Source organism: Brevundimonas sp. LM2, from assembly GCF_002002865.1.
GTDB lineage: Bacteria > Pseudomonadota > Alphaproteobacteria > Caulobacterales > Caulobacteraceae > Brevundimonas.
Genome location: NZ_CP019508.1, coordinates 47,010 through 67,659 on the forward strand (window position 1 = coordinate 47,010; position 20,650 = coordinate 67,659).

The window sequence follows — 20,650 nt, forward strand, 5'->3', positions numbered from 1 at the left end:
GCGCGGCCCTCCTCGGCGTGGATCAGATCGGGTCGGTTGCCGTGGCCGCGCGGGGCGGCGAGACACGGTCTCAGCTGGATAGGGAGCGCGACGCGAAAAAGCGAGCGCTGGCATGCTGCGGAGACCGCCGCCTGGCCCGGCGTCGGTACCCGCCTAGCCTCCGCTTCCGTTCGTTCGGGCCGCCCCGGCGGCGATGGTCTCGGCGGTATAGGGCTTCTTGATCACGATGCGGCCCTGGTGCTCGGGCGGCAGCTGGATCTCCTCGCCATAGCCGGTGGCGAAGACATAGGGCACGCCGGCCTGTCGCAGCCGGTCGGCGATCGGAAAACTGAGCTCGCGGCCCAGGTTCACATCCAGGAAGGCGAAGGTCGGGATCTCGGCCTCGATCAGCCGCAGGGCCTCGGCGACGTCGCCGGCGGTGCGCACCGTCTCGGCCCCCAGGGCGGCCAGCATCTCCTCGGCGTCCATGGCGATGATCATACTGTCCTCGACCAGAAGCACGGACCCGCTGAGGCGGAAGGCGGGAACGGCCACGTCGGGCGTTGGCGCGGCCGGCGGGACGACCACGCCCAGCTCGACGAACCGCGCCGGCACCACGAACCGCGCCTTCAGCCCGTGCAGGGCGTAGTCGATCCGGGCCTCGCCGCCCAGGTCGTGGGGCACCGAGCGTTCGATGATGGTCGTGCCGAAGCCCCGCCGCGTGGGCGCCTGGACCGGCGGCCCGCCGGTCTCGCGCCACTGAAGAACCAGATCGCCGTCGACCAGGCTCCAGTGGATGCTCACCAGGCCGGACTGATCGCACAGCGCTCCGTATTTGGCCGCGTTGGTCACCATTTCATGGAGCACCAGGGCCAGGGTGGCGAAGGCCTCGGGATGCAGTTTTACGGGAGGTCCGTCGATCTGGACCCGCGTTTCGCCCGCCTGCAGATAGGCGGCCGCCTCGGTGACGATCAGGTCGGACAGGGCGCGCGGCCCCCAGTTGCTCAGGGTGATCTGGTCGTGCGCCCGGGCCAGGGCCTGGACCCGGCCGCCGATCGTGGCGGCGAAGCTTTCGACGTCGGTGGCTCCACCCCGGCTCTGGGTGATCAGACCCCGGATCAGCCCCAGGATGTTGCGGACCCGGTGGTTCAGCTCGGCGATCAGCAGGTCCTGGCGCTGGGCGGCGCGCTCGCGTTCCTGATCGGCCACGCCGGTCAGGCGCAGCACGACCTCCAGGATGGTCACCCGCAGGGCGTCGGCCGCGCGCAGCTCGGGCTCGGTCCAGGGGGCGCCGTGGCCGCGGATGATTTCCTGCCAGGCCTCGAAACTCTTGCGCGGCGTCAGCCGGACGCCGTTCGGACCGACCTCCGCCGGCTTGGCGGGATCGCCCGCCCAGGTGATCGACTGCGTCACCTCGCGCCGGAAAAAGATCAGGTAATCGCGCGGCGTCCGCGACACCGGGATGGCCAGCATGCCGGCCGCGCGGTCGGCATAGTCGCGGGCCGGCGGGAAGGCCCGCCCCAGGGCTTCCAGCGACAGCACCTTGCTGGCGGCGCTCTGGTCCAGGAAGCGCAGCAGGGGGACCAGCTCGTCGCGCGTCGGGGTGAAGCCGGTCAGGACCAGGTCGGTGCCGATGCGCACCACCATGCCGTCGCAGGGCACGATCTCCGACAGGCTTTCGGCCATGCCCGCGAGGCTTTCGGCCGTGGATCCGCTTTCGACGATCGCGGCCATCAGCCCGTCGTGCACCTGGCGGGTGCGCTGCTCGTAGGCCGAGACCGCCTCGCGTTCCCGCGTCTCGATCATCAGCGACAGCACCTGGGCGAACAGTTCGGCCGCCGTCCGCCGTTCATAGCTGACGGGACGGGCGGTCGTGTGATGGCAGGCGATCAGACCCCACAGCCGCCCCCCGCGCAGCAGCGAGATGGTCAGGGTCGCCCCGACCCCCATGTTCTTCAGATACTCGATATGGATCGGCGAATGGGCCCGCAGCGTGCTCATCGACAGGTCCAGCGGCTCGCCCTCCGGACCCAGTTGCGGCACGATCAGGGTGGGGGTGGCCTTCACGTCGGCGGCGACGCGCACGACGTTGCGCTCCATCAGGGCGCGGGCCTGTTTGGGAATGTCGGACGCGGGATAGCGCAGGCCCAGGAAGGGCTCCAGCCCGGCCCGCACCCGCTCGGCCACGACCTCGCCCGATCCGTCCGGATGGAAGCGATAGATCATCACCCGGTGGTGGCCGGTCAGGGCCCGCACCTGCCGTGCCGCCTCCTTCAGCAGGTCGCCCAGATCGGTCAGGGGCTTCAGCCGCGCCAGCATCGACTGGACCATGGCCGAGGGGTTCAGCTCCGTCTCCGGTTCGCTGGGCTCGGCCTCGATGACGATCTCGCCGCCCGACATATGGATGGCCAGGTCGAACCGGACCCCGTCCTCGCGCAAAGGGACGCCGAAGGCGCGCTCGACCGCGTCCGCCCCGCGCAGGATCGCCAGCCGGTTGCGCAGGGTGTGCACCGCCTCCAGCCCGAACACGTCCTTCAGGGACGCGCCCAGCAGGGCGTCGACCGTGCCCCCGACGAAGTCCGGCGCATTGGCCGAAACCCGCGAGATCAGCCAGTCGGTCGAGACCGCGACCAGGAAACCGTTCGGCTGGATGGCGCTGATCAGGTGGATCGGCTCGCGATCGCAGTTGGTCAGGTCGACCGGCTCGCTCAGGGGGCCCGCGGCCGGGTCGCTCGCGTTCATGCGGCGGCCGCCATCGGTCGCGCCAGGCGCTCATAGACGGCGAAGGTCGCGCGCGCGCCGGCGATCAGCGCCGTCGTATCATCCGGATCGGCGGTCCCGCGCGCCGTCAGCTGGTCCAGCAGCCGGGCCCAGGGCTCGCCCAGCCGCAGATCCAGATAGGCGGTCGGCAGGCCGGGCCCGACGCGACGGCGCAGAATCCGCGACCCCAGGCGCGAGCCGCGCACGACATAGGAAAGACCCAGGCCGTCGATGCGGCCGGCCAACGGATCGGCGGGAGGCGACGGCCGCAGCCCGAGCGCCGCCAGGTCGGCCGCCAGGGCCTCGACCAGGGCGTCGAAATCCACCGCGTCCGCCGCGCGCCAGTGCGGCCGCAGGGCGATCATGGCCGTATGGTTCAGCTGCAGGAAGGCGCCGTACGCGTCCCGGTCCGTCAGATCGAACCCCGACATCGCCTGATCGACGGTTTCATGGTCCAGCCGCGTCGCCTGCTTCAGGCGCAGATGAACGGAGGGGACAGGGCCATCGATCGGCGGCGTGGCCGCACGGCCCGGCGTTTCGGCGGTCTGTCCGAACACTCGCGCTGGGTCCGATCTGCTCATGGATTACCGGTGCCTGATCGTTGCACGCCTGTTGGATTGGCCCTCAGTGTCGCCAAGCCTAGGGCACGGGGAACAAACGGACAAGCGGCCAGCGGCGGACCCAGGGGTGGGCCCGCCGCCTCGGCTGGCGAGCAGAACGCCGACAGTACCGCGCGGGGCGGGCTTGTGATGCCGTTCGTCAGTCGGCGCGCGCGGCGTTGAACGCCTCGGCCGCGTGCATCAGCTCGATGTAGCTGGGTCCCAGATTGACGACGTATTCGTTCTCGCCCCACAGGAAGGGCCAGTCTTCCTTGTTCTCGGGGAAGTCGGGCTTAATGATCAGCACCCCCGGCACGACGCCCCCGGCGATGAAGGAAAAGTCGGCCCGGTTGCTCCCATAGGCCACCTCCTTGGACACCGTGCCCACGCCGGACACCAGCGACACGTCGGAACCGGGGTGGTTGCCGTGGATGAAGTCAACGGCGCGCAGCAGGGCCTGGCCGTCGACGATCTCGGGAAAGGCGGCGTGCAGGGCATGGGCGGTCAGGCCGTAGTCGATCACCTGGCCGCTGCCGGCCCATCCCCCTGTCCCGATCGGCACGCCATAGGGGTTGGCCGCGGCGATTTCGACCGACCGCGCGGCCCAGCGCCGGGCCGTGGCCTCCACCTGCGCGCGATAGTCCGCCGGCATCAGCGGCAGGGCCTGGAGCGCGGTCCGCAGGACCCCTCCCGACGGGTCCTCAAGGTCCGCCCAGCCCGCCGCGACCCCTTCGGCGTAGATCGGCTTGCCGGTCGCCAGCAGCAGTTCCACCGCCGCGGTGAACCGTTCCACCTCCAGCGGTCCGCCGGTGGTGTTGCCGTGCCGGAAGGTGGCGGGCTCCCGCCCCTGTTCCTCGGCCCAGATCCGTTCGGCGATGGCCAGGCTCTTGGCGGCCAGCGGGTCGCGGAAGTCCTTCAACACGCGGCTGGCCGCGGCCAGGGCGGCGATCGAGCCGTAGTTCAGGGCGCTGGACCGGCTGGTGAAGACCCAGCGGTCGTCGGGATCGCCGCTGCGGCCGTCGGCCTGCTCGCCGGGTGCCAGCGCGGGGTCATAGATCAGGCCGTCGGTCTTCGATCCGGCGTCGCCCAGGTGAGTGTATTGGGCCACGTCCGGTTCGACGATGCCGTGGATGGCGTGGCCAACCGCGTCGAACTGGGCCACCAGCTGCAAAGTCCCGTGCTCGACCTGCTGCAGGATGTCGGCCTCGCCGTCCGGCACGTGCAGTTCGACCCGACGGCGCGACTGGTCGATCAGGGTCTGATCGCGCGCCGGCCGGTACGCTTCCCAGACCGAGACCAGGGACCGGATCGCGGCGTACTGGGTCTGGGTGCGCTGATCGAAATCACCCGCGTCCAGCCAGCCGCCCACCGCCAGGCCGGGGATGTGCTCGCCGGGCTCGAAGCGGGTGTCGGTGGTCGGGCCCTGCCGGTAGAGGTCGATGTGTTCGTGGTTCAGCGGGGCCTGCCGGGCATCGTCCCGGTGCGGGTCGCCATGCCAGACCCGGTAGGCCTCATTGACGAACATATGGTCCATCTGGACCGGCAGGAAGACGTCGCTGGTCGGCCGCCAGGTCCCGGCCAGGGCGTCCCCGGCGATGCGGAAGGGCGCGGTGCGCGTGCCCCCGGCCTCGATCACATACAGGCCTGGGTCCTGAACGGTGGAGAAGTCGAAGGTCCGGTAGTCGTAGCGCAGATAGGCGCCCCAGGGCTCCGCAGGTGCCACCAGGCGCGCGTCCTCGGCCCCGTCGGCGCCGATGCGGATCAGCCGGGCCTCGACCGCCGGCGCGGCGTTGCGGTCCATCTCGATGACCGCGACCTTGGGCTGCTGCGGCGCATAACCGATCTGCGAATGGCCGATCACCGCCGGGCGCACCCAGTCCGGCACGCTGTGGGCGGCCAGGGTCCAGCGCACCACCGAGCCGGTCCGCCCGCCCGGAATCAGGCTGCGCAGCACGAACCAGCCGTTCTGGGCCTGGTTGCGGCCGTCGAACAGCGCGAGGTCTCCGGTCTCCGCCGTGACGGTCACCCGCCGCGCCGGATCTTCCGGGGCCAGGACCACGGTCCCGCCGGTGGCGAAGGGCAGGGGCTCGGCGCCCGGACCAAAGTCGCGGCCGCTGGCGGCGTTGCGGGGCCCGCCGGCCACCATCTCCCCGGCCGGGTGCAGCGGGAACAGGCCCGCCGCGCCGTCGGCCATGAAGCTGCGCCGGACATAGGCGGAGGGCAGGAATTCGAGGTTCAGCCCGGCCTGCCCCACCAGAGCCGCCGGAAGCGGCTGGTCCAGCACGACCTCCAGCGTGACGACCTCGCCGCGCGGCGTGGCCACGATCGTGTACCGGAAGCCATGGTCGGCATATTCAAGCACGGCCGTGATGGCCCCGGTCTCGGGATCGACCGTGCGGCTGACCAGGGCGCCGATGGGGTCCCACTGGCCCGGCGTGGCCGACAGCCGGACATCGCCGTTGGTGGCCGTCCGGACGCCCTGCTGGATCAGTTCGACGCCGCTGATCTTGGAGTCCGCGAACAGGCCGTCATACCAGTTCGAGAACACCAGCCAGTTGACCCCCCGGGCCTCCAGATAGCCGGCCTCGTTCAGCCGAAGGCCGTCCTGCGCCATCGCCGGGGCGCTTGCGGTCGCCAGGAGCACGGCCAGGCTGGCCCATGGATGTTTCATCGTCTTTTTCCTCGCCCGTTGACAACGTTGACAACGGACGACCGGCTTTTCAAGCGGCGCTGTGACAAACCGGGTCGCGCCAGCCGGAATGCGCCGCCTCGACCCGGGACGGGTCCCCGTCTTCCGACCGCCGGGAAGTCCTTCGCGGCCGCCGCCGGCCCTCTGGGCATCACCCCCGCCGCCGTCGGACAGCGGGTCAAGGTGCTCGAGAACTATCTGGGAATGGAACTGTTGAGCCGGACGCGGGGCGGTCTCGAACCCACGCCCGCCCTCCAGGCGGCTCTGCCGCGTCTGGCCAGCGCCTTCGCCGACCTTGAGGCCGCAGCCCAGGACCTGGAGCTGCAGCGCGGCCACGAACTGCATATCGCCGCCGCTTCCGACCTCGTGGACCTGTGGCTGGCCCCCCGGCTGGATCGCTTCCGGGCCGCCCATCCCAACGTTCGGTTCTGCATCAACGGCGAGGGCGATGCGCCGCTGCGGCTGGGACGCGTCGACTGCGAGATCCGCTACGGGCCGGTCCTTGCCGATCCCCGTGAGGATCTGCTGTTCCGGGACTATGTCGTGCCGGTCGCCTCCGCGACCAACGTCCGCCGCACCGCCGCCCTGGACGCCGCACTACGGCTCGAAGGCTTCCCGCTCGTCCATGTCGACTTCTTCAAGGACGATCCGGCGGGTCTGTCATGGCCGGACTGGGTCGCCGCCCACGGCGTCACCCGCAGCGCGCCCCAGCGCGGCATGCGGTTCCGGCGCATCACGGCGGCCCTGGACGCCATCCTGGCCAATGCGGGCGTCGGGCTGTGCGGTCTGGCCCTGCTCGGGGACCGGCTGGACCAGGGCGAGCTGGCCCTGCCCTATCCGGTCGCCAGCGGTCGCTGGAGCCAGCACGGCTTCGTCGCCCGCTTCCGCCCCGACAGCGGCGGCCGCCGCCTGCTCGCGCGCTCTCGCGCCTGGCTGCGGGACGAAGCGCGCCAGACGGTCCTCTGGCTGGAGACCACCGCGTCGGGCGCCGCCTCGCCCTAGCAGGCCTGCCCGGCCACCCATCCCGACGACCAGGCCCACTGAAAGTTGTACCCCCCCAGCCAGCCGGTGATGTCGACCACCTCGCCGATGAAATACAGGCCCGGCACCGATTTCACCGCCATCGTCGCCTGGTCCAGCTGATCGGTCGCCACCCCGCCCAGGGTGACCTCGGCGGTGCGATAGCCTTCCGACCCCACCGGCTTGACGGTCCAGCCGTTCACCGCCGCCTCCAGCCGCGCCAGCACCTTGTCCCCGACCTCGGCCAGCTTGCCGTTGGCGCCTTCCCGCGCGGTCAGCACCTCGGCCAGGCGGCGCGGCACGATATGGCCCAGCGCCGTGTGCACCGCCTGTTTGCCGCCGTTCTCGGCCTTGGCCACCTTCAGCCGCTCCAGCACCGGCACCCCCGGTGCCATGGCCACCGTGATCGCCTCCCCCTCGCGCCAGTAGGAGCTGATCTGCAGGATCGCCGGTCCCGACAGCCCCCGATGGGTGAACAGCATGGCCTCATTGAAGGTGGGCCTACCGCCTTTCGGGCTGCTTGAGGCCGGGCTGGCTGTGACGGACACATCCACCGCCACCCCCGCCAGAGCCGTGGTCTGCTCCAGCAACCCCGCCTCGAAGGTCAGCGGCACCAGGGCCGGCCGCGTCTCGGTGACCCGCAGACCCATCGACCGCGCCAGGTCATAGCCCCAGCCCGTGGCCCCCATCTTGGGAATCGACTTGCCGCCCGACGCCACCACCAGCGCGGCGCAATTCACCGCCGTCCCGTCCGACAGGGTCAAAGCGAACCCCTCTCCCGCGCGCGCGACCGCCGCCACCCCGGTCCCCAGCCGCAGGGTCACCGCCGCCGCCCGCATGGCCTCGGTCAGCATCCGCACGATCTGTTTGGCCGAGTCGTCGCAGAACAGCTGACCCAGGGTCTTCTCGTGCCAGGCGATCCCCGCCCGATCGACCCGCGCCACGAAGTCCGCCGCCGTGAACCGCCCCAGGGCCGAGGCCGCGAACCGCGGGTTCTCGCCCAGGAAATTGGCCACCGTCGTGCCCCTATTGGTGAAGTTGCAGCGCCCCCCGCCCGAGATCCGGATCTTCTCGCCGGGCGCCCGGGCGTGGTCGAGCACCAGCACCCGCCGCCCCCTCTGCCCCGCCTCGGCGGCGCAGACCATCCCGGCCGCCCCTGCCCCCACCACCACCACGTCGAACGTCTCGGTCTTCATGCAGGGCCTCCTAGCACATCGCCGGCTCCTTTCGCCTCCTGTGCACAACCGGAACAAACCGCGAACACCCCCTTGCCCCCGCCCCCCACAGGGCCCTAGATCGCCCCCGGGTCGGCGCCCGCATCGAGTTCAGTATCGTGATCCCTCCCGACCCCGCCGCCCCCCTGCTCGCTGCCGTGCGCGGGCTGGACCTGTCCAGCGCCGACGGCCGCGCCGGCATCCGCTGCCTGCTGGCCGAGATCGAGCGCCTGTCCCCCGGCGCCGTCCAGCAGCAGGCCGCCGCCCTCCAGCTGCGCGCCCTCGGCTGCCCTCCGCCCGCAGAGCGGTCGTGAACCATGACGCCGCAACAGGTCCGCGCCGACCACACCCTCCGGGCCCTGATCGACTGCGGCCGCTGCAACCGCATGCGGTCGCTCAGCGTCGGGGCCATCCCCCGCCGCTGGCAGACCACCGACCTGGGCCGCATCCCGTTCCGCTGCTTCACCTGCGGCGAGCGCCCCACCCGCGTCCAGGTCGAGCGCGGCTGGGGCCCCCAGCACGAGACGGTGTGGACCTGGTCCCTGCGCGAGGGCGGCCACCCCGCGGGGATGTGAGGCCTCAGCCCCCCGCCAGCCCCGGCCGCCCCGCCGGCCAGTCCAGCAGCCGGATCCGCGGCCCCTCGCCCCCCGACCGGTCGATCAGCAGGTCCGTCAGGGCCCAGACCAGGGCATCCGCCCGGTCCAGGTCCCAGCCCGCCTCGTCGCCCCCGATCGCCATCAGCTCCTCCTCCAGCGCCCCCAGCCCCGGCGCATGGGTGACCCGGCCCTGCTCGTACAGGGCCGCCACCGGCTCGGCCCGGATCCGCTTGCCCTTCGTCGCCCGCACCTCGCGGATGCGCACGGCGCAGCCCGCCGTCTTCAGCACCGCCCGCACCATCTCGCCCCCCTGGTTGACCTCGACCACCAGGGCGACCGCGCCGAATTCCTCGGCCGCCCGCACCGCCCGCCGCGCCCACCCGTCCGGCCCCAGCCCCGCCACCGAGCGATCCGCCAGCACATGGGCGCGGTCCCCCGCGCGCCCCGCCACCACGATCCCGCAGGCATTGCCCCCCGCCGTCGTCGTCGGATCGATGGCCACGACGATGCGGTCGAAGGAGGGACTAGGGACTAGGGAGTGGGGAGTAGGGAGTAGGGATTGGAGATCAGAACCCGGCTCCAAAGGTTCGCGCGCACGGCCGTCCGTCCCCCCTTCCCTAGTCCCTACTCCCCACTCCCTACTCCCTAATCCCTCCCTCGCCCGCCCCATCATCTCCGCCGTGAACAGCGCCCCCTCGACGTCCACCACCCGCCCCTCCAGCTCCTGCGCCGCCTTGCGCGTGCCGCCGTACAGCCGCTCCAGCCCCTCGACGAAGCCCGCCGCCAGGTTGGCCGCATTGTCCCGCGTCGCCGCATGCGTCTCCACCAGCCCCGGCTCGGCCCTCAGGTCCCTCAGCGCCCCGATCGGCTTCGGCGTCGTCGTCACCACCAGCCGGGGCCGCTCTCCCAGCCGCAACCCCATCCGCAACAGCGCCAGCGTCGCCCCCGGCCCGCCCCGCCCGCGCGGCCAGGCGCAGAATTCGTCCGCCCAGGCCGCCGCGAACTGCGGCCCCCGCAGCGCCTCCGGGTCCTCGGCGGAAAAGGCCTGGGCCACCGCCCCGTTCGGAAACACCAGCCGTTTCCTCGACGGTTCGAACACCGGCCGCACCCCGCCCCATTTCGGATCGTTCCAGCGCGCCAGCGCGGCGATCCCCGACACGCCCTCGACCATCACCTCGCGCACGTCGTGCAGACTGCCCCCGATCAGCGCCAGCCGTCCCCCGGCCCCCAGCGCCTCCGCCTGATCCGACAGCCACACCGCCCCCGCCCGCGTCTTCCCCGCCCCCCGTCCCCCCAGGAACAGCCACGTCGTCCAGTCCCCCTCGGGCTCCCTCTGCGCCGCCCGCAGCTCAGGCTCGCACCACCCTTCTCCCTCCCCCTGAGGGGGAGGGTCGTCGCCCTCTTGGGCGACGGGGTGGGGACGGCCCGGCGACCCAACCCCATTCTTCAACCGCCGCACCGCCCGCGCGCTCTGCGTCAGCGCCAGAAAGTCCGGCAGCCGCCCCTCGTCCGCCGCCCGCCGCGCGCGCTCCAGCGCCCGCGCCTCGGACCCCTCCAGGTCCAGGGGATCGAAGGCGAACCCCCGCGCCACCACGGGATCGGGCGCGGGGGTGATCGGTGGCGGCTGCGACCAGCGATAGACCGCCCCCGGCCGGTCCTTCTTGCGATAGCCCCGGTTCCGCGCCTGCCAGTTCATGGCCGACACGCTGACCCCGTGCTCGTCCGCCAGGGCGCTGGCGACCTCCCCGGCCACATAGCGTTCCAGCAGGGCGATCCACACGTCCTCCGCCAGCTTCGATCGTCCCGGCCGCCCTGTCCCCATCCGGCGATGATAAGCCAGCCCGTAACCCGGGCGAGTTTAGCCCCGTCTTGGCGAACCCGCCCCTTGAAATTAAAGCGCGATTCCGCCCCATCGCGGACAACTCGGACGCTTCAGACGGACACCCCCAATCCTCCCCCATCGGGGGAGGGGGACCGCCGAAGGCGGTGGAGGGGGCCAAGGCTCCCGGCTCTTCGGGCGAAAGCGCCCCGTCCGCCCTACAACGGCTTTGTCATCCCCGCGAAAGCGGGGACGCATCCAAGTCGAGCGCGGCTGGGGCCCCCAGCACGAGACGGTGTGGACGTGGTCGCTGAAGGAGGGGGTGCACCCGGCGGGGGTGTGAGGGTACTGTTGCGGCAGACGGAGCGGGCACTACGTGCTGAGACACGTTTCCAGTTGGCAGCACACGGTGGCCGTGCAAGCTTATGCTTCGCAATCGGGGTTCGCTCGGTGAAAGACTATCAACACAGAGTCGAGGAATGGCTTGTCGCCTGTTTCCCCCCCGAGTCATGGTCAAACAAGCATGAGCGTGTTCATCGCTTCCTCGAGGAGTCATTGGAGCTCGCTCAAGCGCATGGGTGCTCGAAGGAAGACGCCATTACGCTAGTCTCATACGTCTACGGGCGTCCGACCGGCCAGCCAGATGCAGAAACCGGCGGCGTACTGGTGACGCTGGCGGCATTGTGCAGCGCTACTGAGGTCGACTTGGCTGGCGCAGGCGAGCGTGAGCTTGCCAAAAACTGGGCGCGAATAGACGCGATCAGACAAAAGCAAGCGTCCAAACCACCTGGGTCGCCGCTGCCGGAGTAGGCACGGCCAGACGGACTTTTAGGCGCAATCCTTGATCATCTCTTTCGAGACGCAGGTGCTACAAGACATATGCTGTAGCATTGGCGCGGCAGAAGCTGAGCTTGGCCCCGGACATGCAGGAGCACTCATGACTGCTCTTGCGGAGATGGAGGCGTTTACGACCGCAGCGGAGGTCCTCGAGTTTCGGGCTGAAGACGCCGAGCTTCACGCGGACGATTCCCTTTCATTCGCGGTTGGTCCAGTCTACGTCGCAACGTTCGTCCCGGTCGGCACGAAAATTACACGTGATGCCTGCGGTAAAGTTGACTGGAAGAGTGTCACTCGATTGAAAATCCTGACCCTTTGGAAGCGCTCATGAGCAATCAGCTGACCTCCACTGATTGGTTTTCAAAGCCCGGTGATTCGATGCGTGCTGCAATGCAGCGCAAAGGAAAGTCTGCCGACGACCTAGCATCTCATCTAAACGGCGGCCTCCAGGAGGTTCGTGGGCTTATGGAGGGGTCGCTCGCAATCGACGAGAACACCGCTGGTGCGTTGGCAAGAGCGCTTGGAGCAACCTCGACGTTCTGGCTCCAACGTCAGGCGAACTACGAAATCTCATTAGAACGAGCGGTTAGCGCCGCACTTCCGCGCGTTGATGAGTGGCTAGACGTCGTGCCCACGCCAGGGCCTGCGCGGCGCGGCCAGTTTACCGAGGAAGCAATGCGAAGCGAGTTGGAGCGCCGACTCGTATTCTTTAGCGTGCCGACTTTGGATGCTTGGCAACAGCGGTACGGCAATGTTTTCTCAGATACCAAATTTCGGACATCGCCAAGTTTTCAATCCTCCAAGGCAGCTACAACGCTTTGGCTAAGACGAGGAGAATTGGAGGCCGATCTGGCGATCACGAAGCCGTTCCGAGAATCTCGCTTGCGTGAGGTGTTGCCTGCGATCAGGGAGCTAACTCGGATAAGCAAACCTGACCGCTTCCTGCCAAAACTAAAAGTGCTGTGCGCTGAGGCGGGCGTAGCAGTTGTTGTAGTGAAGACGCCTTCAGGATGCCATGCCAGCGGTGCGAGCCGAATGATTTCAGCCGATAAGGCTATGATGCTACTAAGTTTCCGCCATCGTGCCGATGACCATTTTTGGTTTACCGTCTTCCACGAGTTAGGCCATCTTATACTGCATGGAGGTCAAACCTTTGTGGATGCAGAAGACACGATTGTCGATGCGTTAGAGCAGGAGGCGAATCAATTCGCCGCTGATTGCATCTTGCCTGATTCAGAACGAAGTCAGTTAGCTTCACTCTCTCCGGATCGCAGATCGGTTCTCAGCTTTAGTAAGATTAACGGAATATCTCCTGGCCTTACTGTAGGGCAAATGCAGCATCTGAAGTTAATTAGTCATAGCAAGCTTAACTCGCTTAAGCGCAGATGGGCTTGGGCTGACATCGACCCGGCTCTAGTCTGATCTATCCTTTAAAATGAACGAATTTATTGGGACTTTTTTGCCAGTTACACAATGAATCTTCTAATACTGACATTCCCACTCCGAGATCATCGTCCAACATGGTCAGTTTTTCTTGGAGCTGCTTGGGACTCAGCGGTCCCTTTATCACTCCGGTGAACAGCAGACTCACCCCGCCTCTTGGCCCGGTGGCTCCCGAAAGGTAAGCGGAGGTCGGGCTGATATTTGCAAGGCCGTATCGGCTGACCAGCATCAAGTAGTCAAAGCGAGCGAGTCTACCGAAACTTTTGACCACAAAAGCGCTGTAGAGGCCGTCAAATGGGTCGTTGCCGCCCTGCTTAGTTAGCTGCGAGAAACGGGCGGCGTGGCCTCCACTCCCAATCCAAGAAACGTAACTCTCGACAACTTCGCCGGTGTAGAGCTTTGCCCCCGGTCGAAGACTTTGGTACTTTCGATGATTACCAAACTTTCCTCCAATATTCTGCCAATTGGCCTTGAGCCAAAGGTTTACTGAATTTGGAGAGTTTTGCACGGTCGCCCAATCCCAGCGCCCGCTACCCAGTTTTCCGTAAAAATCCCGTAGTCGAAGCCAACCGCTATCCGCAGGCTTTGCGAAGTGCGTCATCAGAAAAATTAGCCAAAACGCTTCATCCAAATTTCCTGCCGCCTTATGAAACGCTACAGCTCGCTCTGGATCGAACCGGGGATCCAACGGATCTGCCCTGAAGTCTGCTGCCGGCTTTGATTGGATGGCCTTGTAGAAGTCCTCACGCCTCAAGCTGGCAACAATCTGTAGTGCCAATACCTCCTGAGCAGATTTGCTAGATATTCCAGGCAAAGGCTGTCGATGCAGATTATGAACCGCTAGAGCATTTGATATTCGGAGGCGATCAGCTTCTCGACTTGGCCACATCGTATTCGGTCCTATTGCCGCTTCAACGGTGCGCGAACGGCCATGGTTTTTCTGGCATCAATGTATGGGAAATACATTGGCTCATGAAGCTGCTCCTTCAGTTTATCCAACTTTTCTGGTTGCCCGCTTGCCCAATACGCCTCGACTAGAATGATTATGTCCTTCCAGTACGCATTGCTCTGCAGCGCTGCACCGATTGGTTCGCCGTGCCTTATACTATCTTCCGCCGCCAATATGGCCGGTACGAGTGCAAAGTTATCACCTATCGGCATTTCCGGCATGGGTGCCGGTCGTTGGTAACCTTCAGACACGTATGATTTCATATCGTCGTAAAAATTATCATATACGTGCATGCTTCCAGCATAATGCATGTAGGTGCCGAGCTCTACGTTGAGTCTTCTTGCTATAAGCTCTTGCATCATCGTAAAGCAGAACACGTCGTGCGGAAGGCCCCAATACGCGTCATTTGAGCGCATAGTTACTGATAAGTGAAGCCCATCTTCTCTAAGGTGAAACTGAAGAGTTGTCGTACATGGAATTTCTTTTTTATCGATGGCTATATCTTCAGCATTGAACAGCTGAATGACTGCTCGCCTGGTGCCAGGTTTACGACTTAGAATCGAGATAATGGAATCAATTTGGTTGATTCCGCGCATATCGAAAAGACGGGGCCCGTAGGCCCCCTCAATGATGCCATTGACAACTTCGTCTCTATAGATCGGGACGTAGGGTTCGATGAATCCGAGATCTTCGCGGCCCGATAAATACCAAAGTAGTTCGCCCAAGGCGCTAAACGTCTTGCCTCGATTTTCCGAGCGGCTCAGGCGTGCACGAGGATTAGAAACGTGGAGAGAGACGCCTAAAATCTCAAAATTTGATCCTCGGCTGCCCTCTTCATTTCTGCGGGTGGTTTTTCCCAACGCATTGTAAAGTTGGATAAGAACGTCATCGAGACTATCGCCACTGCATTCCATGTCCACACCCTTGCCTGCGCGAGGATAGCCGTACAGGTTGTGGGCCTGTCAACTGGCGCGCGCGATACGAGATGTCGTCCTTCAGCCAGCCGCTAGCTCTGCGACAGATCCCGCCCCCTAGTGCGCCTCATCCCAGTTCCCCGCCGCCCGCGCATCCACCACCAGCGGCACACTCAGCGCCACGGCCGGCTCCGCCGCCCCCTCCATGATCCGCTTGATCAGGGGGATGGCCACCTCGACCTCCGCCTCCGGGGCCTCGAACACCAGTTCGTCGTGCACCTGCAGCAGCATCCGCGTCTCCAGCCCCGCGGCCTCAAGCGCGCCCGGCATGCGGATCATGGCGCGGCGGATGATGTCGGCGGCGGCGCCCTGGATCGGGGCGTTGATGGCGGCGCGTTCGCCGAACTGGCGCTCGGCCCCCGATTTGGAGTGGATGGCCGGGATGTGGATCTTGCGGCCGAAGACGGTCGAGACGAAGCCCGCGGCGCGGACCTCGGCGCGGGTGGCGTCCATATAGGTGCGGATGCCGGGGAAGCGTTCGAAATAGGTCTTGATATAGGCCCCGGCCTCGCCCTGATCGATGCCCAGCTGGTTGGCCAGGCCGAAGGCCGAGATGCCGTAGACGATGCCGAAATTGATGGCCTTGGCGCGGCGGCGCGTCTCGGGGTCCATGTCGGCGACGGGGACGCCGAACATCTCGGACGCCGTGGCCGTGTGGATGTCGATCCCGGCCTTGAAGGCGCGCTTCAGCTCGGGGATGTCGCCGATATGGGCCAGCAGGCGCAGCTCGATCTGGGAATAGTCGGCGCTGATCAGGACGTGGCCGGGGGCGGCGATGAAGGCCTGGCGGATCTGGCGGCCTGTTTCCGTGCGGATCGGGATGTTCTGCAGGTTGGGGTCGCTGGAGGCCAGGCGGCCGGTGGTGGCGGCGGCCAGTTGATAGCTGGTGTGGATGCGGTCGGTCTCGGGGTCCATGGCGGCGACCAGGGCATCGGTATAGGTGCCCTTCAGCTTGGCCAGCTGGCGCCATTCCAGGATCGCGCGCGGCAGGTCGTGGGTCAGGGCCAGGGTCTCCAGCGTGGCGGCGCCGGTCTCCCACTGGCCGCTGGCGGTCTTCTTGCCGCCCGACAGGTTCAGCTCGCCGAACAGCAGCTCGCCGATCTGTTTGGGGCTGCTGATCGTGAAGGGGCGGCCGGCCAGGGCGTGGGCCTGGGCCTCCAGCTCGGCCATCTTCAGCCCGAACTCGGACGACAGGCGGCGCAGGCGGGCGGGGTCGACGCGGATGCCGGCCCGCTCCATGTCGGCCAGGACCGCGGGCATGCCGCGCTCCAGCGTCTCATAGACGGCGACCAGCTGCTGCTCGGCCAGACGGGGCTTGAGGATGGACCACAGCCGCAGGGTGACGTCGGCGTCCTCGGCGGCATAGGCGGTGGCCGGTTTCAGCTCGACGTGTTTGAAGGATTTCTGCGCCTTGCCGGTGCCGGCGACCTTCTTGAACGGGATCGGCTCGTGGCCCAGGTGCAGGCGGCTCAGCTCGTCCATGCCGTGGCCGTGCAGGCCCCCTTCGAGCACGTAGGAGATCAGCATGGTGTCGTCGATCGGGGCGACGCGGATGCCCCGACGCGCCATGACGGCCATGTCGTATTTGCCGTTCTGCATGACCTTGAGGACGCCGGGGTCCTCCAGCAGGGTCTTCAGCCGGAGGAGCACCGTGGGCTTGTCCAGCTGGTCCAGCGGGGTGCGGGTCTCGCCGCCCTCGCCGCCGAAATCCAGCCCGCCCGATCCCTCGACCGGCGGATGCTCATGCGTCAGCGGCACATAGCAGGCGTCGTTGGGGCCGATGGCCAGGGAGACGCCGCACAGCCCGGCATGGGTCGCCGACAGGGCGTCGGTCTCGGTGTCGAACCCGACCACCCCCGCCTTCCGGGCCCTTTCGATAAAGGCGTCCAGCTGTTCCAGGGTCTGGATACAGGCATAGGCGTCGTGGTCGACGGCCTGTTTTTCGACGTCGGCCGGGACCGCCTGGGGGGCGTAGCGGGGGGAGATGACGGGGGCGCTGAGGGGGGCGGGGCGGACGGGGGCGAAGGCGGAGCCGTCGTGGCCCTCCAGCCTGCCGTCGCCGACGCGGCGCAGCAGGGAGCGGAACTCCATCGCCTCCAGGAAGTCGGCCAGGGTCTGGGGGTCGGGGTCGCGCATCGCGAAGTCGTCGATGGGCTCGGGCGCGGGGGCGTCGCAGGTCAGGCGGACCAGCTGGCGGCTCAGCAGGATCTGGTCGCGGAAATTGATCAGGGTCTCGCGGCGCTTGGGCTGTTTGATCTCCCCGGCGCGCTCCAGCAGGGTGTCCAGGTCGCCGTATTCGTCCAGCAGCTGGGCCGCGGTCTTGGGGCCGATGCCGGGGGCGCCGGGGACGTTGTCGACGCTGTCGCCGATCAGGGCCTGCAGGTCGATCATCTTGTCGGGGGTGACGCCGAACTTCTCGAACACCGCCTCCTCGGCCAGGCGGCGGTCCTTCATCGGGTCCCACATGACCACCGACGGGCCGATCAGCTGCATCAGGTCCTTGTCGGAGCTGACGATCACGCACTCTCCGCCCGCGTCCCTGACCTTGCAGGCATAGGTGGCGATCAGGTCGTCGGCCTCATAGCCGGGCAGCTCGACGCAATGCACGCCGAACGCCCGCGTCGCCTCCCGGACCAGCGGAAACTGCGGGATCAGATCCTCCGGCGGCGCCGACCGGTTGGCCTTGTACTGATCGTACAGATCGTTCCGGAACGTCTTCTCCGAATGATCAAAGATCGCCGCCAGATGCGTCGGCCCGTCCGCCCCCCGCATGTCCTTCAGCAGCTTCCAAAGCATATTGCAGTACCCCTGGACCGCGCCCACAGGCAGACCGTCGGACTTGCGGGTGAGGGGCGGCAGGGCGTGGTAGGCGCGGAAGATGTATGCGGAGGCGTCGATCAGCCACAGGCGCACCGCGGGCCCGTCCTGGGTCAGGGGGCGCTCCCCGGGCTGGGCGGCGGGGGCATCGAGGTCGGCGGCATCGGACATGGGGCGAACATAGGCGGACGTCCTGCCCCCGTCACCGGGGCGCGCGTCGAAACCGGCCTTGACCGTTCGGAACAACAGACGGGGCCTCGGGTTGTCACGGCTTCCCCTCCCCGGAGCCTCCATCATGATCACCTCCCTCGCCTATGGCACCAAGTCCGCCGCCGCCAAGCTGGAGCGGATGGAGATCGAGCGCGATGAGCCCAAGGACGACGAGATCCAGATCAAGGTCATGTTCACCGGCGTCTGCCACTCCGACATCCACCAGGCCAAGAACGAGTGGAGCAACACGGTCTACCCCTGCGTGCCCGGCCACGAGGTCGTCGGACGCGTCAGGAAGACCGGCGCGAACGCCACGCGCTTCAAGGAAGGCGACATCGTCGGCGTCGGCTGCATGATCGACAGCTGCCGGTCGTGCGAGCCCTGCAAGGACGGCGACCAGAACTACTGCGAGGGGCCTAATGGGTGGCTGGCGACCTACAACGGTCCGATGACCCCGGCGACCGAGACCGAGGACGCGTCGAACATGTACGGCCGCGACAACACCTTCGGCGGCTATTCGGACACCGTGGTGGTGAAGGAGGATTTCGCCCTGTCGATCCCCGAGGGTTTGGATCCCGCCGCCGCTGCCCCGATCCTGTGCGCCGGCGTCACCACCTGGTCGCCGATGCAGCACTGGGGCGTGAAGGCTGGCGACAAGGTCGCGGTCCTGGGCTTCGGCGGCCTGGGTCACATGGCGGCCAAGCTGGCCAAGGCCATCGGGGCGGAGGTGACGGTGCTGACCTCCACCCCCGAGAAGATCGCCGACGCCAAGGCTCAAGGGGCCGACGCCGCTTATATCGAGACCGACAAGACCGCCCTGACGCCCTTGGCCGGATCGTTCGACTTCATCCTGTCGACCGTGCCCGAAAAGCACGAGGTCGGCGACCTGCTGGCGCTGATGAAGCGCGACGCCCATTTCGTGGTGGTCGGCAACCTGGATGTCGTCGACGGCGTCGACAACTCCAAGCTGGCCTTCAAGCGCCAAAGCGTCTCGGGATCGCTGATCGGCAATCTGCAGGAGACCCAGGACGTGCTGGACTTCTGCGCCGCCAACGGCATCGCGCCCGAGATCGAGATCGTCGACATCAAGGACATCAACGAGGTCTTCACCCGGGTCGAGAACGGCGCGGTCCGCTACCGCGCCGTGATCGACATGAGCACTCTGTCCTAAGGACCTAGAACTCGCGCCAGCTGTCGCCCGGGTCGTTCTGGCCCGGGCGGACGGACTGCTGGCCCCAGGCGACGACCATCAGCACCTTGTGGCTCCGGATCCTGAACTCCCCGATCATGGGCGCGACGGCCCCCAGGGGCGCACCCGTACGCGCGTCGTAGAGGAAGCCGGAGAACTCGGCCACGCCGACGCGGTCCCGGCGGCTGTAGAGGCTCAACTCGGGCAAGGACACCACGTTCAGCGTCTCGTTGATCGGTACGGCCAAGGCCGGAATGCCGACGACGCGCCGCATCTGTTCCAGCGACAGCGACCCCGCCCTCAGCTCGAACACCACATCCGCGCCGGCCCGATCGTCGGCCAGGGAGAACCCGGCTTTGGACAGAGCACTGCGGATGGCCGATGTGGCGTAGCTCGACCCCTCGCCCTGGAAAAAGCGCGTATCGACGAAAATCTTCGAAGACGCGGGAATCGGCAGGCGAAGCCCCTCGACGGCCTCGTCGGCGGCGCGCGACATCAGCAACTGCTCGGTGGCCGTGCGCCCCGTATAACTTTCGTTGGTGGAGGCGCAGGCCCCGAGCAGGAGGCCGAGGCCGATCAGGACCGACCGCATCCTACCAGGTGCCGGTGTTGGGCATGGACAGCCACGGCTCGGCGGGCGGAAGGGCCGGGCCCTCCTGAAGCAATTCTATGGAGATGCCGTCGGGCGACCGGACGAAGGCCATGTTGCCGTCCCGGGGCGGGCGGTTGATCACCACGCCCGAGTCCATCAGGTGCCGGCAGGTCGCGTAGATGTCCGCGACGCGGTAGGCCAGGTGACCGAAGTTGCGGCCGCCGCTGTAGGTTTCCGCATCCCAATTATAGGTCAGTTCGACCTCGGGCGACCGTTCGGCCTCAGAGCGTTCGAGATCGCGTGGCGCGGCCAGAAAGACCAGGGTGAACCGACCCTTTTCGTTCTCAAGCCGTCGAACTTCCTGGAGGCCCAGCTGGTGGGTCCAGAAATGCAGGGACGCGTCGAGGTCGGCGACCCGGACCATGGTGTGCAGATAGCGCATGAACAATCTCGAACAGACGGGAAGGCCTGTTTCTAGGCGCAAAATGCTCGGCGACCAAAGTCCACGGGCAACTTCAATGCATCACGCCGTGCTGATCAGGCCGTGCGGGCGCGGCGGCGCCGCGACACCCGGCCGGCTTGCTGAGGTGGGGCAACTCCGTCACTCTACGGATTGAGACTTGTTCGCAAGGAGACCGCCGATGCCGCTTCTGATGTGCCCGAACGACAATGCCCAGATGCAGACCCTGGACCGGAACGGTGTCCAGTTCGACATGTGCCCCACCTGTCGCGGCGTCTGGCTGGACCGCGGAGAACTGGAAAAGCTGATGGAGGGCGCGCCGGCCGCGGCGGCGCCCGCGCCCCACACCTATGCATCTCCGCCGCCGCAGAGCCAGCCCTGGGGACAGACCCCGTCGCCCTACAGGGAGCAGCCGCGGTACCGCGACGACGACGATCGCCACTACAAGAAGAAGAAACGCGACAGCATCTTCGACATCTTCGACTGATCGAGCCCCCGACGGC

Annotated in this window: 18 protein-coding genes; 8 read left to right on the top strand and 10 right to left on the bottom strand. The window is 67.1% G+C overall.

Annotated features, from left to right (window positions below):
• Positions 1-153 precede the first annotated feature (153 nt).
• The 3 genes from BZG35_RS00215 to BZG35_RS00225 all read right to left on the bottom strand — a co-directional run bounded on the left by BZG35_RS00215 (position 154) and on the right by BZG35_RS00225 (position 6,009).
• Positions 154-2,721, bottom strand: coding sequence for an HWE histidine kinase domain-containing protein (locus BZG35_RS00215; protein WP_077353758.1), 2,568 nt, complete (start codon positions 2,719-2,721; stop codon positions 154-156).
• Positions 2,718-3,320 (bottom strand): biliverdin-producing heme oxygenase, encoded by a 603-nt coding sequence (locus BZG35_RS00220; protein ID WP_150125873.1) that lies wholly within the window; start codon positions 3,318-3,320, stop codon positions 2,718-2,720. The genes BZG35_RS00215 and BZG35_RS00220 overlap by 4 nt, the downstream gene beginning before the upstream one ends.
• A 178-nt stretch (positions 3,321-3,498) precedes the next feature.
• Complete coding sequence (locus BZG35_RS00225) at positions 3,499-6,009, bottom strand: glycoside hydrolase family 9 protein (protein ID WP_077353760.1); 2,511 nt, start codon at positions 6,007-6,009, stop codon at positions 3,499-3,501.
• On the opposite strand from BZG35_RS00225, the gene BZG35_RS00230 reads away from it, so the two are divergent.
• Positions 6,001-7,029, top strand: coding sequence for a LysR substrate-binding domain-containing protein (locus BZG35_RS00230; protein ID WP_077357677.1), 1,029 nt, complete (start codon positions 6,001-6,003; stop codon positions 7,027-7,029). The genes BZG35_RS00225 and BZG35_RS00230 overlap by 9 nt on opposite strands.
• Here the strand turns inward: BZG35_RS00230 and BZG35_RS00235 are convergent.
• Positions 7,026-8,243, bottom strand: coding sequence for an NAD(P)/FAD-dependent oxidoreductase (locus BZG35_RS00235; RefSeq protein ID WP_077353761.1), 1,218 nt, complete (start codon positions 8,241-8,243; stop codon positions 7,026-7,028). The two genes, BZG35_RS00230 and BZG35_RS00235, sit on opposite strands and share 4 nt — an antisense overlap.
• Before the next feature lie 137 nt (positions 8,244-8,380).
• On the opposite strand from BZG35_RS00235, the gene BZG35_RS00240 reads away from it, so the two are divergent.
• Entirely contained in the window at positions 8,381-8,575 is a 195-nt protein-coding gene (locus BZG35_RS00240; RefSeq protein WP_077353762.1) for a hypothetical protein, read from the top strand.
• 3 nt (positions 8,576-8,578) lie between these two features.
• Positions 8,579-8,836: a hypothetical protein gene (locus BZG35_RS00245; protein ID WP_077353763.1), complete on the top strand. Its 258-nt coding sequence runs from the start codon at positions 8,579-8,581 to the stop codon at positions 8,834-8,836.
• A 4-nt stretch (positions 8,837-8,840) separates the two neighbouring features.
• Here the strand turns inward: BZG35_RS00245 and BZG35_RS18165 are convergent, their stop codons facing one another.
• Positions 8,841-10,637 (bottom strand): DNA-packaging protein, encoded by a 1,797-nt coding sequence (locus BZG35_RS18165; protein ID WP_253189223.1) that lies wholly within the window; start codon positions 10,635-10,637, stop codon positions 8,841-8,843.
• Between the two features lie 489 nt (positions 10,638-11,126).
• Between BZG35_RS18165 and BZG35_RS00255 the strand changes: the two genes are divergently transcribed.
• The 3 genes from BZG35_RS00255 to BZG35_RS00265 all read left to right on the top strand — a co-directional run bounded on the left by BZG35_RS00255 (position 11,127) and on the right by BZG35_RS00265 (position 12,935).
• A complete protein-coding gene (locus BZG35_RS00255; RefSeq protein ID WP_077353765.1) occupies positions 11,127-11,486 on the top strand; it encodes a hypothetical protein in 360 nt (119 codons plus the stop codon).
• Positions 11,487-11,613: 127 nt separating this feature from the next.
• Positions 11,614-11,844 carry a hypothetical protein gene (locus BZG35_RS00260; protein WP_077353766.1) on the top strand — a complete coding sequence of 77 codons (231 nt, stop codon included), beginning with the start codon at positions 11,614-11,616 and terminating at the stop codon, positions 11,842-11,844.
• A complete protein-coding gene (locus tag BZG35_RS00265) occupies positions 11,841-12,935 on the top strand; it encodes an ImmA/IrrE family metallo-endopeptidase (RefSeq protein ID WP_077353767.1) in 1,095 nt (364 codons plus the stop codon). Before BZG35_RS00260 ends, BZG35_RS00265 begins: the two co-directional genes overlap by 4 nt.
• A 1-nt stretch (position 12,936) precedes the next feature.
• Here BZG35_RS00265 and BZG35_RS00270 read toward each other — a convergent pair whose 3' ends face one another.
• From BZG35_RS00270 to polA, 3 genes are all read right to left on the bottom strand, one after another.
• Complete coding sequence (locus BZG35_RS00270) at positions 12,937-13,845, bottom strand: hypothetical protein (protein ID WP_077353768.1); 909 nt, start codon at positions 13,843-13,845, stop codon at positions 12,937-12,939.
• 11 nt (positions 13,846-13,856) lie between these two features.
• Positions 13,857-14,819: a thymidylate synthase gene (locus BZG35_RS00275; RefSeq protein ID WP_077353769.1), complete on the bottom strand. Its 963-nt coding sequence runs from the start codon at positions 14,817-14,819 to the stop codon at positions 13,857-13,859.
• 117 nt (positions 14,820-14,936) lie between these two features.
• Entirely contained in the window at positions 14,937-17,867 is a 2,931-nt protein-coding gene (gene polA, locus BZG35_RS00280; RefSeq protein WP_077357679.1) for a DNA polymerase I, read from the bottom strand.
• A 124-nt stretch (positions 17,868-17,991) separates the two neighbouring features.
• Between polA and BZG35_RS00285 the strand changes: the two genes are divergently transcribed.
• A complete protein-coding gene (locus BZG35_RS00285) occupies positions 17,992-19,077 on the top strand; it encodes an NAD(P)-dependent alcohol dehydrogenase (RefSeq protein ID WP_077353770.1) in 1,086 nt (361 codons plus the stop codon).
• 4 nt (positions 19,078-19,081) lie between these two features.
• On the opposite strand, the gene BZG35_RS00290 is transcribed toward BZG35_RS00285, so the two are convergent.
• Together BZG35_RS00290 and BZG35_RS00295 are read right to left on the bottom strand one after the other, a co-directional pair.
• A complete protein-coding gene (locus BZG35_RS00290; RefSeq protein WP_077353771.1) occupies positions 19,082-19,687 on the bottom strand; it encodes a DUF6655 family protein in 606 nt (201 codons plus the stop codon).
• 1 nt (position 19,688) lies between these two features.
• Positions 19,689-20,129 carry a VOC family protein gene (locus tag BZG35_RS00295; RefSeq protein WP_077353772.1) on the bottom strand — a complete coding sequence of 147 codons (441 nt, stop codon included), beginning with the start codon at positions 20,127-20,129 and terminating at the stop codon, positions 19,689-19,691.
• Positions 20,130-20,328: 199 nt separating this feature from the next.
• On the opposite strand from BZG35_RS00295, the gene BZG35_RS00300 reads away from it, so the two are divergent.
• On the top strand, positions 20,329-20,634 hold the full coding sequence (locus BZG35_RS00300; RefSeq protein WP_077353773.1) for a zf-TFIIB domain-containing protein: 306 nt from the start codon (positions 20,329-20,331) through the stop codon (positions 20,632-20,634).
• Positions 20,635-20,650 lie beyond the last annotated feature (16 nt).

Bases quoted from the DNA above. Each gene is read 5' to 3' on its own strand.
- BZG35_RS00290 (WP_077353771.1), bottom strand. From the start codon at position 19,687: ATGCGGTCGGTCCTGATCGGCCTCGGCCTCCTGCTCGGGGCCTGCGCC.
- BZG35_RS00300 (WP_077353773.1), top strand. From the start codon at position 20,329: ATGCCGCTTCTGATGTGCCCGAACGACAATGCCCAGATGCAGACCCTG.
- BZG35_RS00275 (WP_077353769.1), bottom strand. From the start codon at position 14,819: ATGGAATGCAGTGGCGATAGTCTCGATGACGTTCTTATCCAACTTTAC.
- BZG35_RS00220 (WP_150125873.1), bottom strand. From the start codon at position 3,320: ATGAGCAGATCGGACCCAGCGCGAGTGTTCGGACAGACCGCCGAAACG.
- BZG35_RS00270 (WP_077353768.1), bottom strand. From the start codon at position 13,845: ATGTGGCCAAGTCGAGAAGCTGATCGCCTCCGAATATCAAATGCTCTA.
- BZG35_RS00265 (WP_077353767.1), top strand. From the start codon at position 11,841: ATGAGCAATCAGCTGACCTCCACTGATTGGTTTTCAAAGCCCGGTGAT.
- BZG35_RS00230 (WP_077357677.1), top strand. From the start codon at position 6,001: ATGTTTCATCGTCTTTTTCCTCGCCCGTTGACAACGTTGACAACGGAC.
- BZG35_RS00245 (WP_077353763.1), top strand. From the start codon at position 8,579: ATGACGCCGCAACAGGTCCGCGCCGACCACACCCTCCGGGCCCTGATC.
- BZG35_RS00260 (WP_077353766.1), top strand. From the start codon at position 11,614: ATGACTGCTCTTGCGGAGATGGAGGCGTTTACGACCGCAGCGGAGGTC.
- BZG35_RS00215 (WP_077353758.1), bottom strand. From the start codon at position 2,721: ATGAACGCGAGCGACCCGGCCGCGGGCCCCCTGAGCGAGCCGGTCGAC.
- polA (WP_077357679.1), bottom strand. From the start codon at position 17,867: ATGTCCGATGCCGCCGACCTCGATGCCCCCGCCGCCCAGCCCGGGGAG.
- BZG35_RS00285 (WP_077353770.1), top strand. From the start codon at position 17,992: ATGATCACCTCCCTCGCCTATGGCACCAAGTCCGCCGCCGCCAAGCTG.
- BZG35_RS00225 (WP_077353760.1), bottom strand. From the start codon at position 6,009: ATGAAACATCCATGGGCCAGCCTGGCCGTGCTCCTGGCGACCGCAAGC.
- BZG35_RS00235 (WP_077353761.1), bottom strand. From the start codon at position 8,243: ATGAAGACCGAGACGTTCGACGTGGTGGTGGTGGGGGCAGGGGCGGCC.
- BZG35_RS00295 (WP_077353772.1), bottom strand. From the start codon at position 20,129: ATGCGCTATCTGCACACCATGGTCCGGGTCGCCGACCTCGACGCGTCC.